This window comes from Streptomyces sp. NPDC058576, assembly GCF_042718715.1.
In the GTDB taxonomy this organism is placed as follows: Bacteria; Actinomycetota; Actinomycetes; order Streptomycetales; family Streptomycetaceae; genus Streptomyces.
In genome coordinates this window covers 1-14148 of the sequence record NZ_JBHXPF010000104.1, presented here as the reverse complement: position 1 = coordinate 14148, position 14148 = coordinate 1, and the positions used below count along the sequence as shown (strand labels likewise).

General features: G+C 70.8%; 13 protein-coding genes. 8 read left to right on the top strand and 5 right to left on the bottom strand.

The window, feature by feature from the left end; all coding sequences use genetic code 11:
* Positions 1-3: 3 nt before the first annotated feature.
* From tyrS to ACFWRV_RS35600, 3 genes are read right to left on the bottom strand one after another with little or no spacing between them, the layout of a single operon-like run.
* Entirely contained in the window at positions 4-1275 is a 1272-nt protein-coding gene (tyrS, locus tag ACFWRV_RS35610; protein WP_384340224.1) for a tyrosine--tRNA ligase, read from the bottom strand.
* 52 nt (positions 1276-1327) lie between these two features.
* Positions 1328-2722 carry a metallopeptidase TldD-related protein gene (locus ACFWRV_RS35605; RefSeq protein ID WP_384340222.1) on the bottom strand — a complete coding sequence of 465 codons (1395 nt, stop codon included), beginning with the start codon at positions 2720-2722 and terminating at the stop codon, positions 1328-1330.
* The gene (locus tag ACFWRV_RS35600) at positions 2719-4242 is read right to left on the bottom strand and encodes a TldD/PmbA family protein (RefSeq protein ID WP_384340220.1); all 1524 of its coding nucleotides are present in this window, start codon (positions 4240-4242) and stop codon (positions 2719-2721) included. The genes ACFWRV_RS35605 and ACFWRV_RS35600 overlap by 4 nt, the downstream gene beginning before the upstream one ends.
* 216 nt (positions 4243-4458) lie before the next feature.
* Here ACFWRV_RS35600 and fabG point away from each other — a divergent pair, with 216 nt between their 5' ends.
* From fabG to ACFWRV_RS35585, 3 genes are all read left to right on the top strand, one after another.
* Positions 4459-5178, top strand: a complete 720-nt coding sequence (gene fabG, locus ACFWRV_RS35595; protein WP_384340218.1) for a 3-oxoacyl-[acyl-carrier-protein] reductase — start codon at positions 4459-4461, stop codon at positions 5176-5178.
* A 5-nt stretch (positions 5179-5183) separates the two neighbouring features.
* On the top strand, positions 5184-5951 hold the full coding sequence (gene fabI / locus ACFWRV_RS35590) for an enoyl-ACP reductase FabI (protein WP_006123573.1): 768 nt from the start codon (positions 5184-5186) through the stop codon (positions 5949-5951).
* Positions 5952-6135: 184 nt separating this feature from the next.
* Positions 6136-6507 carry a hypothetical protein gene (locus ACFWRV_RS35585; RefSeq protein WP_384340216.1) on the top strand — a complete coding sequence of 124 codons (372 nt, stop codon included), beginning with the start codon at positions 6136-6138 and terminating at the stop codon, positions 6505-6507.
* Between the two features lie 13 nt (positions 6508-6520).
* On the opposite strand, the gene ACFWRV_RS35580 is transcribed toward ACFWRV_RS35585, so the two are convergent.
* A complete protein-coding gene (locus tag ACFWRV_RS35580; RefSeq protein ID WP_383265149.1) occupies positions 6521-7195 on the bottom strand; it encodes a FadR/GntR family transcriptional regulator in 675 nt (224 codons plus the stop codon).
* Between the two features lie 107 nt (positions 7196-7302).
* Here ACFWRV_RS35580 and ACFWRV_RS35575 point away from each other — a divergent pair, with 107 nt between their 5' ends.
* The 4 genes from ACFWRV_RS35575 to ACFWRV_RS35560 all read left to right on the top strand — a co-directional run bounded on the left by ACFWRV_RS35575 (position 7303) and on the right by ACFWRV_RS35560 (position 9704).
* Positions 7303-8604: a CynX/NimT family MFS transporter gene (locus tag ACFWRV_RS35575; protein ID WP_384340214.1), complete on the top strand. Its 1302-nt coding sequence runs from the start codon at positions 7303-7305 to the stop codon at positions 8602-8604.
* 17 nt (positions 8605-8621) lie between these two features.
* Positions 8622-8738 (top strand): SGM_5486 family transporter-associated protein, encoded by a 117-nt coding sequence (locus ACFWRV_RS35570; RefSeq protein WP_007446146.1) that lies wholly within the window; start codon positions 8622-8624, stop codon positions 8736-8738.
* 148 nt (positions 8739-8886) lie between these two features.
* The gene (locus ACFWRV_RS35565; RefSeq protein ID WP_384340212.1) at positions 8887-9093 is read left to right on the top strand and encodes a hypothetical protein; all 207 of its coding nucleotides are present in this window, start codon (positions 8887-8889) and stop codon (positions 9091-9093) included.
* A 92-nt stretch (positions 9094-9185) separates the two neighbouring features.
* Positions 9186-9704: a SixA phosphatase family protein gene (locus ACFWRV_RS35560; protein WP_384340211.1), complete on the top strand. Its 519-nt coding sequence runs from the start codon at positions 9186-9188 to the stop codon at positions 9702-9704.
* A gap of 74 nt (positions 9705-9778) precedes the next feature.
* On the opposite strand, the gene serB is transcribed toward ACFWRV_RS35560, so the two are convergent.
* Positions 9779-11065 (bottom strand): phosphoserine phosphatase SerB, encoded by a 1287-nt coding sequence (gene serB / locus ACFWRV_RS35555; protein WP_384340209.1) that lies wholly within the window; start codon positions 11063-11065, stop codon positions 9779-9781.
* A 403-nt stretch (positions 11066-11468) separates the two neighbouring features.
* On the opposite strand from serB, the gene ACFWRV_RS35550 reads away from it, so the two are divergent.
* Complete coding sequence (locus tag ACFWRV_RS35550; protein WP_384340206.1) at positions 11469-14099, top strand: FHA domain-containing protein; 2631 nt, start codon at positions 11469-11471, stop codon at positions 14097-14099.
* Positions 14100-14148 lie beyond the last annotated feature (49 nt).

Genomic DNA, 14148 nt, shown 5'->3' with positions numbered 1-14148 from the left:
AGGTCAGCCCGCCGGGCTGACCTCCACGGCCGCCAGGTTCTTCTTGCCCCGGCGCAGCACCAGCCAGCGCCCGTGCAGCAGCTCCCCGGCGTCCGGCGCGACCTCGCCGTCGACGACCTTCACGTTGTTCACGTAGGCGCCGCCCTCCTTGACCGTGCGGCGCGCCCCCGACTTGCTCGGCGCGAGGCCGACCTCGACCAGGAGGTCGACCAGCGGGCCCAGCTCGGCGACCGAGGCGTGCGGCACCTCGGACAGAGCGGCGCCGAGCGTCGCCTCGTCCAGCTCGGCCAGGTCGCCCTGGCCGAACAGCGCCTTCGACGCCGCGATGACCGCCGCGCACTGCTCGCCGCCGTGCACCAGCGTCGTCAGCTCCTCGGCCAGCGCGCGCTGCGCGTTGCGGGCCTGCGGCCGCTCCTCGGTCAGCACCTCCAGCTCCTCCAGCTCCTCACGGCTCTTGAAGCTGAGGATGCGCAGGTAGCGGGAGACGTCCCGGTCGTCCACGTTCAGCCAGAACTGGTAGAACGCGTACGGCGTCGTCATCTCCGGGTCGAGCCAGACCGCGCCGCTCTCGGACTTGCCGAACTTCGTCCCGTCCGCCTTCGTCATCAGCGGCGTCGCCAGCGCGTGCACGACCGCGCCCGGCTCCAGGCGGTGGATCAGGTCGATGCCCGCGGTGAGGTTGCCCCACTGGTCACTGCCGCCCTGCTGAAGGGTGCAGCCGTGCCGGCGGTACAGCTCCAGGAAGTCCATCCCCTGGAGCAGCTGGTAGCTGAACTCGGTGTAGCTGATGCCCTCCTGCGACTCCAGCCGCCGGGCGACCGAGTCCTTGGTGAGCATCTTGTTGACCCGGAAGTGCTTGCCGATGTCCCGCAGGAACTCGATCGCGGACATGCCCGCGGTCCAGTCCAGGTTGTTGACCATCGTCGCCGCGTTCGGGCCCTCGAAGGTGAGGAAGGGCTCGATCTGCCCCCGCAGCCGCCCCACCCAGGCGGCGATGGTCTCCGGGTCGTTCAGCGTGCGCTCGGCGGTGGGCCGCGGGTCACCGATCTGCCCCGTGGCCCCGCCGACCAGCGCGAGCGGCCTCAGCCCGGCCTGCTGGAGCCGCCGCATGGTGAGCACCTGCACCAGATGCCCGACGTGCAGGCTGGCCGCGGTCGGGTCGAAGCCGCAATAGAAGGTGACGGGACCGTCCGCGAGAGCCTTGCGCAATGCGTCCTCGTCAGTGGACTGGGCGAACAGCCCGCGCCACTTCAGCTCGTCGACGATGTCCGTCACGGTTCCGGTGCTCCTTATGCCTGGTAGAGATGTACGGGTCAGTCTAGGCGGGTCATACGCCCAGGCTGACCGAGCTCATGTTGAAGTCCGGGATGCGCAGCGCGGGCATCGCGGCCCGGGTGAACCAGTCGCCCCACTCGCGCGGCAGCGTCTTCTCCGTACGCCCCGCCTCCGACGCCCGCGACAGCAGGTCCACCGGCGACTCGTTGAACCGGAAGTTGTTCACCTCGCCGACCACCTCGCCGTCCTCGACCAGATAGACGCCGTCCCGGGTCAGCCCGGTCAGCAGCAGCGTCGCCGGGTCCACCTCGCGGATGTACCAGAGGCAGGTCAGCAGCAGCGCCCGGCCCGTCGTCGCGGCGACCATCTCCTCCAGCGACCGCTCGCCCCCGCCCTCCAGGAGCAGGTTGTCGATGCCCGGGGCGACCGGAAGGCCGGTGAGGCCCGCCGAGTGCCGGGTCGTCGTCAGCCGCTCCAGCCTCCCTTCCCGGACCCAGTCCGTCGGGGCCAGCGGCAGCCCGTTGTCGAAGACGGAGCCGCTGTCGCCGGAGGAGTGGGCGATCACGAACGGCGCCGACTCCAGGCCCGGCGCGTACGGGTCGCTGCGCAGGGTGAGCGGAAGCGGGGCGAGCGTCTCGCCCAGCCGGGTCCCGCCGCCCGGCGTGGAGAACACCGTTCGGCCCTCCACCGCGTCCCGCGCTGTCGACGACCAGAGCTGGTAGATCAGCAGATCCGCCACCGCGGTCGGCGGCAGCAACGTCTCGTACCGGCCCGCGGGCAGCTCGATACGCCGCTCCGCCCAGCGCAGCCGCTGCGCCAGCTCCGCGTCCATCGCCGCCGGGTCGACGTCCTTGAAGTCCCGGGTCGCCCGGCCCGCCCACGCCGAGCGCGTCCGGTCCGGGGACTTCGCGTTCAGCTCCAGCGTCCCGTTCGGCTGGTCGTGGCGCAGCCGCAGCCCCGTCGACGTCCCCAGGTAGGTGGAGGTCAGCTCGTGGTTGGCGAAGCCGTACAGCTCGCGGCCCCCGGCCCGGGCGCGGGCGAAGGCGTCGCCGAGTGCCGGGGCGAAGTCCGCGAAGACCTCCGAGCCGGTCTCGGCGGGCGCGTCGGTGAAGCCGGGGGAGGAGGGCGCCCCGCTCACCAGCGGCTGCGCGTCCTCGGCCGGATCCGCTCCCCGGGCGGCGGCCTCGGCGGCGCGCACCAGCGGCTCCAGGTCGTCGGTGGTCACGGCGGACCGGGAGACGACGCCGGAGGCCGTGCCCTTCGCCCCGTCGACGGTCGCGATGACGGTCAGGGTCCGCCCCCGGGTCACCCCGTTCGTGGTGAGCGCGTTGCCCGCCCAGCGCAGATTGGCGGAGGACTGCTCGTCGGCGATGACCACCAGGCCGTCCGTGGTGGACAGCTCAAGAGCCCGCTCGACGATCTCGTACGGCTTGCTGACGCGGCTCATCGTCCGGCCTCCTGCGTCGTGTTGAGGATGTTGACGCCCCGGAAGAGGGCGGAGGGGCAGCCGTGCGAGACCGCCGCGACCTGGCCCGGCTGGGCCTTGCCGCAGTTGAACGCGCCGCCCAGCACGTACGTCTGGGGGCCGCCGACCTTCTCCATCGAGCCCCAGAAGTCCGTGGTCGTCGCCTGGTACGCCACATCCCGCAGCTGCCCGGCCAGCTTCCCGTTCTCGATGCGGAAGAAGCGCTGACCGGTGAACTGGAAGTTGTAGCGCTGCATGTCGATGGACCACGACCGGTCGCCGACCACGTAGATCCCGCGCTCGACCCCGCCGATCAGGTCCTCCGTGGACAGCCCGCCCGGGTCCGGCTGGAGCGACACGTTCGCCATGCGCTGGACGGGTACATGGCCCGGCGAGTCCGCGAACGCGCAGCCGTTGGACCGGCCGAGGCCCGTCAGCTTCGCGATCCGGCGGTCCAGTTGGTAGCCGACAAGCGTGCCGTCCTTCACCAGGTCCCACGACTGTGCCTCGACGCCCTCGTCGTCGTACCCGATGGTCGCGAGCCCGTGCTCGGCGGTGCGGTCGCCCGTCACGTTCATCACGGGGGAGCCGTACGCCAGCTTGCCGAGCTGGTCGAAGGTGGCGAACGAGGTCCCGGCGTACGCCGCCTCGTACCCCAGCGCCCGGTCCAGCTCGGTGGCGTGGCCGATCGACTCGTGGATGGTCAGCCACAGGTTCGACGGATCGACGACCAGGTCGTACGTCCCCGCCTCGACGCTCGGCGCGCGCATCTTCTCGGCCAGCAGCCCGGGGATCCGCTCCAGCTCGGCGTCCCAGTCCCAGCCGGTCCCCGTCAGGTACTCCCAGCCCCGGCCCGCCGGCGGCGCGATGGTCCGCATCGAGTCGAACCCACCGGTCGCGCTGTCCACCGCGACGGCGGTGAACTGCGGGTGGATCCGCACCCGTTGCTGCGTGGTCACGGTGCCCGCCGTGTCCGCGTAGAACTTGTTCTCGTGCACGGTCATCAGGGACGCGTCCACATGCGCGACGCCCTCCGCGCCCAGCAGCCGCCCGCTCCACTCGGCGAGCAGCGCCGCCTTCTCCTCGTCCGGTACGGAGAAGGGGTCGACGTCGTACGCCGAGACCCAGGTCCGCTCGCCGTGCACCGGCTCGTCCGCCAGCTCCACCCGCTCGTCGGACCCGGCCGCCGCGATCACCTTCGCGGACAGCTTGGCCATGGCGACGGCCTGCGAGGCCACCTTCGCCGCCGCGTCCATCGTCAGGTCGACGCCCGAGGCGAACCCCCACGCCCCGCCGTGTACCACGCGCACCGCGTACCCGAGGTCCGTGCTGTCCGAAGCCCCGGCCGGCCGGGCGTCCCGCAGCCGCCAGGTGGCACTGCGCACCCGCTCCAGCCGGAAGTCGGCGTGCGTCGCGCCGAGCGCCCGTGCTCGGGCGAGCGCCGCGTCGGCCAGCGCGCGCGACGGCAGGGCCAGGAATGACTGATCTACCTCGTGGGGCACAGGGAGTTCCCTTCTCGATACACCACGGCAGTGAACCACGCCGGAGGGTGACCGCACCGGGGGATATCGCAGACGCGTGGGCCGACCACACACCGGCCCGGACTGTAGGAACCCCACAGCACCCCGGACGAGCCACTGTCAGGGCCCGATTCCCCGATCGGCGCACGGTACCGATAGGTTTTCGAGGTACCAGACCGCCAAGGAAAGGGTGATCCGATGAGCCGCTCGGTTCTCATCACCGGAGGAAACCGAGGCATCGGCCTCGCCATCGCCCGTGCCTTCGCCGACAACGGCGACCAGGTCGCGATCACCTACCGCTCCGGAGAACCCCCCCAGGTCCTCACCGAGGCCGGTGTCCTCGCGGTCCGCTGCGACATCACCGACGCCGAGCAGGTGGAGCAGGCCTACAAGGAGATCGAGGAGAAGCACGGTCCCGTGGAGGTGCTGGTCGCCAACGCCGGCATCACCAAGGACCAGTTGCTGATGCGGATGTCGGAGGAGGACTTCACCTCCGTCCTCGACACCAACCTCACCGGCACCTTCCGGGTCGTCAAGCGTGCCAACCGCGGCATGCTGCGCGCCAAGAAGGGCCGGGTCGTCCTGATCTCCTCCGTCGTCGGCCTCCTCGGTTCGGCCGGCCAGGCCAACTACGCCGCCTCCAAGGCCGGGCTCGTCGGCTTCGCCCGGTCGCTGGCCCGTGAACTCGGCTCGCGGAACATCACCTTCAACGTCGTCGCTCCCGGTTTTGTCGACACCGACATGACCCAGGTGCTCACCGAGGAGCAGCGCAAGGGCATCGTGGCCCAGGTGCCGCTCGGCCGCTACGCGCGGCCCGAGGAGATCGCCGCCGCTGTGCGCTTCCTCGCCTCCGACGACGCGTCGTACATCACTGGAGCCGTCATTCCCGTTGACGGCGGATTGGGCATGGGTCACTGATCACCATGAGCGGAATTCTCGACGGCAAGCGCATCCTCATCACCGGGGTGCTGATGGAGTCGTCCATCGCGTTCCACGCCGCGAAGGTGGCCCAGGAGCAGGGCGCCGAGGTCATCCTGACGGCCTTCCCCCGCCCCACCCTGACCGAGCGCATCGCCAAGAAGCTGCCGAAGCCGGCCAAGGTCATCGAGCTGGACGTGACCAACCAGGAGCACCTGGACCGGCTGGCCGGTCTGGTGCGCGAGGAGCTCGGCTCGCTCGACGGCGTCGTCCACTCCATCGGCTTCGCGCCGCAGGACGCGCTCGGCGGCAACTTCCTCAACACGCCGTTCGAGTCCGTGGCCACCGCGATGCACGTCTCGGCGTTCTCCCTGAAGTCGCTGGCCATGGCCTGCAAGCCGCTGATGAGCGAGGGCGGCTCGATCGTCGGCCTCACCTTCGACGCCCAGTACGCCTGGCCGCAGTACGACTGGATGGGCCCGGCCAAGGCCGCGCTGGAGGCCACCTCCCGCTACCTCGCCCGCGACCTGGGCAAGGACGGGCTGCGCTGCAACCTGATCTCCGCCGGACCGCTCCGCTCCATGGCCGCCAAGTCGATCCCGGGCTTCGAGGAACTGGCCGACGTCTGGAACACCCGCGCTCCGCTGGCCTGGGACATGAACGACCCGGAGCCGGCCGGCCGCAGCATCGTCGCCCTGCTCTCCGACTTCTTCCCGCGCACCACGGGCGAGATCATCCACGTCGACAGCGGCGTGCACATGATGGGCGCCTGAGCCCTCCACCCCCGCGTGACGGCCCCCGGCCGCGTGTCCCTCCCGATTCCTCGGAGGCGGTACGCGGCCGGGGGCCGTTCACGCTCCGTGGCTCCCCGCTGCCGCTCCGGTCGAAAACTCGGCCGTTCCACCGCAGAATGAGGAGGAACCGGACTTCTTGTCAGGCTGCGGGAGGGAGACTGCTGTGCGCCCCACGCGCCGCCGAACCCGTCTCCTCCTGGCCGCCCCGGTGGCCGTCGCCGCCCTCGCCGTACCCCTGGGAGTCCACGCCGCCAGGGGAGCCGACTCCGGCACGGAAGCGGCGCCCCCGAAGCCCGAACCGGCCGGCTCGGAATGCCGTACGTCCGTCGAGGGCTCCCGGGTCGTCGCGTACTGCCACAACCCCTACCCCTCCGTCGACCTGGTCCGGCTGCACACCGAATGCGACCGGTGGTGGGACGTCGACGCGGACGGCGCGGTGGTCGCGGTGGAGCCCGGCCGGACCGTACGGCTGGAGGACCGCTGCTGGAAAGAGGTCGCCACCGCCTGGGTCAGCCACCGCCCCGCCCCGCTGTGAGCGAACCCGGGCGCTACACCCGGTCCGTCAGGCAGTTCAGCGCGTGGCTCGCCGCCTCGGCCGCCGCCGTCTCCGCGTCCCCGGCCCGGATCGCCTCGACCAGCCGGCCGTGGTCCATGTGGTTCTCCGGCCGCAGCTCGGGACCCACGTCACCACGCAGATAGTCGCGCAGCAGATCCCCGAGGTCGGCGTAGAGCTCGGTCAGGACGTCGTTGTGCGAGGCGGCGACCACCGCCAGGTGCAGCGTCGCGTCCGCCGCCACGAACGCCTCCGCGTCGCCCGAGGCCCAGGCCTCCTCCCGGCGCGCCATCAACGTGTCCAGCTGCCGCAGGTCCCGGTCGGTGCGCCGGACCGCCGCCAGCCGGGCCGCCGACGACTCCAGCGTCGAGCGCAGCTCCGCGACATGGCGGGGATCGGCGGCCGCGAACCTGCGGTGCATCACCCCGGCCAGCTCGCTCGTGGCGATCACATAGGTGCCGGAGCCCTGCCGGATGTCCAGCAGCCCGTTGTGCGCGAGCGCCCGCACGGCCTCGCGGACGGTGTTACGGGCCACGCCGAGCTGCTCGACCAGCTCGGGCTCGGTCGGAATGCGCGATCCGACCGGCCACTCGCCCGAGGTGATCTGGTTCCGCAACTGGGCGATCACCTGGTCGGAGAGTGCCGAACGCCGGGGAGACGTCAGCGCCATGGTGCTCCTTGTTCGTGAGCTGTCAGGTCCGGCCCGGATTCTTGCAGGGAATCCGGGAGAGTCACGCGATTGGACAATCAATCATCCCATGATTCTATGATGGTGCCATGCCGGACGACGAGACACAGACCCCGACCCTGAACCGCGGCCTCGCCGCGCGCACGCCCCACGACGACACCCGGGCCCAGCAGCTTCCCGGGGCGGCCGACGCGCCCGCGCCGTGGCTGCTGCGCCTGATCGCCGTGGGACTCGTCCTGGCCGCCCTCAACCTGCGTCCCGCCATCACCAGCCTCGGCGCCCTCCTCGAAGAGGTCCGCGAGGGCCTGCACATGAGCGGCAGCCTGGCCGGCGTCCTCACCTCCGTGCCGCCGCTCTGCTTCGCCGTCTTCGGCGTCATGGCGCCCCGCCTCGCCCGCCGCTTCGGCGCGGGCGCCGTGGTCTGCGCGGGCATGGCGGCCATCGCCGTGGGCCTGGTCGTCCGCCCGTACATCGGCTCCACCGCCGGCTTCCTGGCCGCCAGCGCCCTGGCCCTCATGGGCATCGCCGTCAGCAACATCCTGATGCCGGTGATCGTCAAGCGCTGGTTCCCCGACCGGGTCGGCACGATGACCGGCCTCTACTCCATGGCCCTGGCCCTCGGCACCGCCCTGGCCGCCGCCGTCACCGTCCCCGTCACCGGGGCGCTGGGCGGGAACTGGCAGGCGGGACTGGGCGTCTGGGCCGTGCTCGCCGCCGTCGCGGTGCTGCCCTGGATCGTCCTCGTACGGGACCGCACCCCGGCCCCCGGCACCCCCGCCCCCTCCGGGACGTCCGCCGCGGAAGCGCCGGGCCTCCGGATCACCCGCAGCCGGACCGCCTGGGGCCTCGCCTGCTTCTTCGGCCTCCAGGCCACCGCCGCGTACATCACCATGGGCTGGATGCCGCAGATCTTCCGCGACGCCGGGGTCTCCGCCGGCACGGCCGGACTCCTGCTCGCGGTCACCATGGCGATGGGCGTCCCGCTCGCCTTCGTCATTCCCCGGGTCGCCTCCCGGCTCAAGCAGCAGGGCCCCATCGTCGTCGTCCTCGGGCTGTGCGGCCTGATCGGCTACGGCGGCCTCTACCTCGCCCCCGCCGCCGGAGCCTGGGCCTGGGCCCTGCTCCTCGGGGTCGCCAACTGTGCCTTCCCCCTCGCCCTCACCATGATCGGCATGCGGGCGCGGTCCGGTGCGGGCGTGGTCCGGCTCTCCGCCTTCGCCCAGTCCACCGGCTACCTGCTCTCGATCCCCGGCCCTCTGCTCGTCGGCGTGCTCTACCAGCACAGCGGCGGCTGGGGGCTGCCGATCGCCCTGATGGCGGGCCTCATGATTCCCCAGATGGTGGCCGGGATCCTCGCGGGCCGGGACCGGACGATCGAGGACGAGTGCTGAGATGCGACACTGACCTCATGCCAGTGCTCGATCCGAATCCCCAGAACGGCCAGAAGAAGCTTCTCCTCGTGTTCGGGGCGATGCTCCTCATCACCGTCGTCATCGGTGTGATCGCCACGATCGCCTCGCCCTGACGCCCGCGGGCCCGCTGAGAGGTGGGGGTAGCCCCCCTTCCCCTAGGGGGCCAGGGTCAGGGTGAAGTGGGTGGGTCACCGGATGGGGCCGACCGCCCCCGGTCGATAAGTTCTTCGGTGACGACCCGATGACTTGACGGAGGCGGACATGCCGGCACCGACGCACACCAGGTCCCACCGACCGGCCGCGGACGGTGTCGAGATCCGGCTGCCCTGGTGGGCCGTCGCCCTGCCCGCCGTGGCGTTCGCCGCCCTGCTGCTGATGATCCTCAGCCCCGGACAGGCCCACGCCGCCACCGGCGAACCCGCGCTCGGACAGCTGATCGAGCGCACCCTCCACCTGTTGTTCCGTTAAGCCGAAGCCGCCCCGGACCAGCGCGCCGACTCCCCGGACGAGCCCGCCAACACCCTGCGCCGGAGGCCGCGTTTCATGCGAAGCTGAGGTGTATGAGCGTCGAGACATCTCGCAGGATCGTCCTTCTCCGGCATGCCAAGGCGGAATGGTCACAGGCTTCCGATCATGAGCGCCCGCTGGCCGAGCGCGGCCGAAAGGACGCGCCCGTGGCCGGCCGCAGGCTCGCCGACTCCGGCATCGATTTCGATCTGGCCCTCTGCTCCAGTGCCGCCAGGACGCGGGAGACCTGGAAGCTGGTGGTCCATGAATTCGCCCAGCGACCCCGGACCGTCTACGAGGAGAGGCTGTACGAGGCTTCCCTCGGCGAACTGATCGCCCTGTTCAACGAGACCCCGGACGAGGTGCGCAACCTCCTGGTCATCGGCCACAACCCCGGGATGCACGGGGCCGCCGACGCCCTCTCCGGCTCGGCCGAGGGCGACACCCTGGCCCGGATGACCCGGGACGGCTTTCCCACCGCCGCCTACGCCGTGGTGGAGTTCCCCGGCTCCTGGAAGAGCGTGGAGCACGGGGCGGGCAAGCTCACCGAGTACTGGACACCGAACGACTGAGCACGTACAGAACCACTGAGCACGCACAGGGCCCCGGCACCGTGAAGGTGCCGGGGCCCTGTCACGTGAGCGGCTCAGTCGACGAGACCGTCCGCCGCCTCGACCTCTTCCCGGGTGATGCCGAGCAGATAGAGCACGGTGTCCAGGAACGGCACGTTCACCGCGGTGTGCGCCGCCTCGCGGACCATCGGCTTGGCGTTGAACGCGACGCCGAGTCCGGCGGTGTTCAGCATGTCGAGATCGTTCGCCCCGTCCCCGATCGCCACCGTCTGGGCCAACGGCACCCCCGCCTGCTCGGCGAAGCTCCGCAGCAGCCGGGCCTTGCCCGCCCGGTCCACCACCTCGCCGACGACCCGGCCGGTGAGCTTGCCGTCCACCACCTCCAGGGTGTTGGCCGAGGCGAAGTCGAGGCCCAGCCGCTCCTTCAGGTCGTCCGTGACCTGGGTGAAGCCGCCGGAGACGACGCCGACCTGGTAGCCGAGCCGCTTCAGCGTACGGATCAGGGTGCGGGCGCCGGGGGTGAGCCGTACCTCGGTACGGACCTTGTCCACCACCGAGGCGTCCAGGCCGGCCAGCAGCGCGACCCGGGCGTGCAGCGACTGCTCGAAGTCCAGCTCGCCGCGCATCGCCTGCTCGGTCACCTCGGCGACCCGGTCCTCGCAGCCCGCGTGCGCCGCGAAGAGCTCGATCACCTCGTCCTGGATCAGCGTGGAGTCGACGTCCATGACCACCAGCCGCTGGGCCCGCCGGCTCAGCCCGGCCGAGACCACCGCGACGTCCACGCCGATCTCCGCCGCCTCGGTCGCCAGCGCGGTCCGCAGCTCCGCCGTCCCGGTCCCCGAGACCGCGAACTCGACGGCGGTGACCGGGTACTTCGCCAGCCGGAAGATACGGTCGATGTTCCCGCCGGTCGAGGTGATGGAGGCCGCTATGGCGGCGGTCGACTCCGCGGTGAGCGGGTGCCCCAGCACCGTCACATGGGAACGGCCGGTACCACGGGGCCGGTTGTCGCCGATGCCCGAGATGATCTCGGCCTGCAGCTTCAGGGAGTCCGCCCAACTGTGCACGGTCGCCCGCAGATCGCCCTCGGTGGTCCCGCCCGCCGTGGGTGCGGTGACCAGGGCGCACAGCACGATGCGGCCACGGGTGACGACCTGCTCGATGTCCACGACGTCGACCGCGTAGGCGGCGAGGGTGTCGAAGAGCCCGGCGGTGATGCCGGGGCGGTCCTTGCCGAAGATCTTGACGAGCAGGGTGGGTGCGTCGCTGACCGGAGGGGGCCCGTCACCGATCCCGTCGACCCGACGGTGCTCAGGGGGCTCAGGAGGTGAGAGGGGCTGAGGTGGCTGAGATGCGCTCATGGTGCTCCCACCGTATCGGTCCCGCCACCCCCTCCGGCCGCGCGTCCCGAGTGCCGGACGGCAACCGCCGGCCGTCCCTGCCCGCGGCGCAGGACGGAAGTCCGGGCCCGGGGGAGCGAGAAGCCACAGATCTGGCCGGTACGGGTCTTGTGCTCGGAGGCACTGACTGCGCCGTATCCGCCGTTATGCGCTCACTGAACATTCTCCGGGCGATAACCAGCTCTTCGTCCTGACTTCTCCTGCCCCGCTCCCGTTTCGCCCCCCGGTATCGGGGTGTTCGCGCAGGTCTCCCCGCGCTCTTCACCCGCCCGACTTTCGGATCGGGGACTGGTCCTGGAATAGTTCCCCACGATGTTCAGCATCCCTAGACTCCCTGCAACGGGGGTAACACGGGGGACAACTAGTGGGGCGCGGAGTGCCGGAACTCGTACTGGAATTGAATGGCAGCACCTGGACGCTCGATCCGTCCAGGTCCTACACCCTCGGACGTGATCCCCAGGGCGACCTGACGATCGACGACGCCAGAGTGTCGTGGCGGCATGCCACGATCAGCTGGAACGGCCGCAGTTGGTCCATCGAGGACCACGGCAGCACCAACGGCACCTATGCGCAGGGCCGACGGATCCAGCAGGTCGAAATCGGCCCCGGCTCGGTGCTGCATCTGGGCAACGCCACCGACGGTCCCCGGGTGAGCCTCAGCCCCACCGCGGGCGCCGGGGCCGCAGGCGGTCAGGCGATCGGCGCCCACCAGGCTCCCCACCAGGCTCCCCACCAGGCTCCCCAGCAGCAGCCCCAGGGTGCCGGCGCGGGCTGGCAGGGACATCAGGCGCCCGCGCAGCACCAGGCCCCCAACCAGCAGCAGGCCTGGCAGCAGCCTCAGTCGCAGCCCGCGCAGCCGCAGGCCGGGCACCAGCACGCGCCTCAGCAGCAGCCTCCGCACCAGAAGGTGCCGCACCAGCACAACCCCGGGCAGCACGGCGGATCCGGACAGGGCGGCGCCGCGGGGGCGCCGCCGGTCTACGGCGACCGCAGCCCCACCACGTTCCACCAGCTGGCCCTCGGCCGGGTCATGCGCATCGGTCGTGCGCTGGAGAACGAACTGGTCGTCTCCGACCTCCAGGTCTCCCGCAACCACGCCGAGTTCCACGCGACGCCCGACGGCCGCTTCGAGATCCGCGATCTCGGCTCGCACAACGGCACGTACGTCAACGGCCAGCCGCTGCACAAGTCCGGCACGGCGCTCATCGGCCCGAACGACATCGTCGGCGTCGGCCACTCCACGTTCCGGCTGGTCGGGGACCGGCTGGAAGAGTTCGTCGACACCGGTGAGGTCTCCTTCTCCGCCCGCCACCTCACGGTGACGGTCGACGGCGGAAAGCAGATCCTCAAGGACGTCTCCTTCGGCGTCCCCGAGAAGTCGCTGATCGCGGTCATCGGCCCGTCCGGCTCCGGAAAGTCCACCCTGCTCAAGGCGCTCACCGGCTACCGGCCCGCCAACCAGGGTGACGTCCTCTACGACAACCGAAACCTGTACAAGCAGTTCGCCGAGCTGCGCCAGCGCATCGGTCTGGTCCCGCAGGACGACATCCTGCACAAGGAACTGACCGTCACCAAGGCCCTCAAGTACGCGGCCAAGCTCCGCTTCCCCGCGGACACCACCGAGGCCGAGCGCCAGTTGCGGATCACCGAGGTCCTCGCCGAGCTCAAGCTCGACATCCACAAGGACAAGAAGATCACCTCGCTCTCCGGCGGCCAGCGCAAGCGCGTCTCGGTCGCCCTGGAGCTGCTCACCAAGCCCTCGCTGATCTTCCTGGACGAGCCGACCTCCGGCCTCGACCCGGGCATGGACCGCGATGTGATGCAGCTGCTGCGCGGCCTCGCCGACGACGGCCGCACGGTGCTCGTGGTCACGCACTCGGTCGCCGAGCTGGCGATCTGCGACAAGCTCCTCGTGATGGCCCCCGGCGGTTCCGTCGCCTACTTCGGTCCGCCGGAGGAAGCGCTGAACTTCTTCGGCTACACCAGCTGGGCCGATGTCTTCTCCGCCTTCGAGAACTACCGCGACTACGACTGGGCGGGCCGCTGGCGCGGTTCGCAGCACTACCAGATGTACGCCGCCGACATCGACGCGGTCGCGGCCCAGCCGGTCAGCATGCCGCCCCCGCAGCAGATGCGCCCGCCGAAGCCGCAGGGCTGGGGTGCGCAGCTGTGGACGCTGATCCGGAGATACTCCTCCGTCATTGCGTCCGACAAGGGCTTCATGGGCCTGATGCTGATCCTGCCCGCCGTGCTGGGCGTGGTCAGCGTGGTCATCCCGGCCGAGTTCGGTCTCGCGGAGCCCGACCCGCCCTCCCGGTTCAACGGCAAGGCCGGGACGATCATGCTGATCCTGGCGGTCGGCATGTGCTTCTCCGGCGCGGCCAACTCCGTACGAGAGCTGATCAAGGAACGGGTCATCTACGAACGGGAGCGGGCCACCGGCCTCTCCCGCTCCGCGTACCTGATGTCCAAGGTGATCGTCCTCGGCGTGATCACCGCCTTCCAGGGCGTGATCATCTGCGGCATCGGCTTCGCCACCCGCGATCTGCCGGCGGAGGGCCTGATCATGCCCCCGGCCGTCGAGATCTGCCTCTCGATCATCGCGCTGGGCTTCACCTCGATGATGTTCGGCCTGGTCATCTCCTCGCTGGTGAAGACCTCCGAGAAGACCATGCCGCTGCTGGTCATGTTCGCGATCATCCAGGTCGTCTTCACCGGTGTGCTCTTCCAGGTCTACGGATCGCCCGGCCTGGAGCAGTTCGCCTGGCTGATGCCGTCCCGCTGGGCGATGGCCGCGGCCGGCACCACGCTGGACCTGGCCCGCCTGATGCCGCCGTGGGACCCGAAGAACCCCACCGACCTCGATCCGCTGTGGGAGCACACGGCGAGTCAGTGGGGCATCAACATCACCGTCCTGCTCGCGCTCGGCGTGATCTGCGGCATCGCGGTCGCGCGCCTGCTGCGCCGCCACGAGCCCGAGGTCATGCGCAAGTAGCTTCCCGCGCAGCGACACGACGAGGCCGAGGCCGTGACTCGTATACACA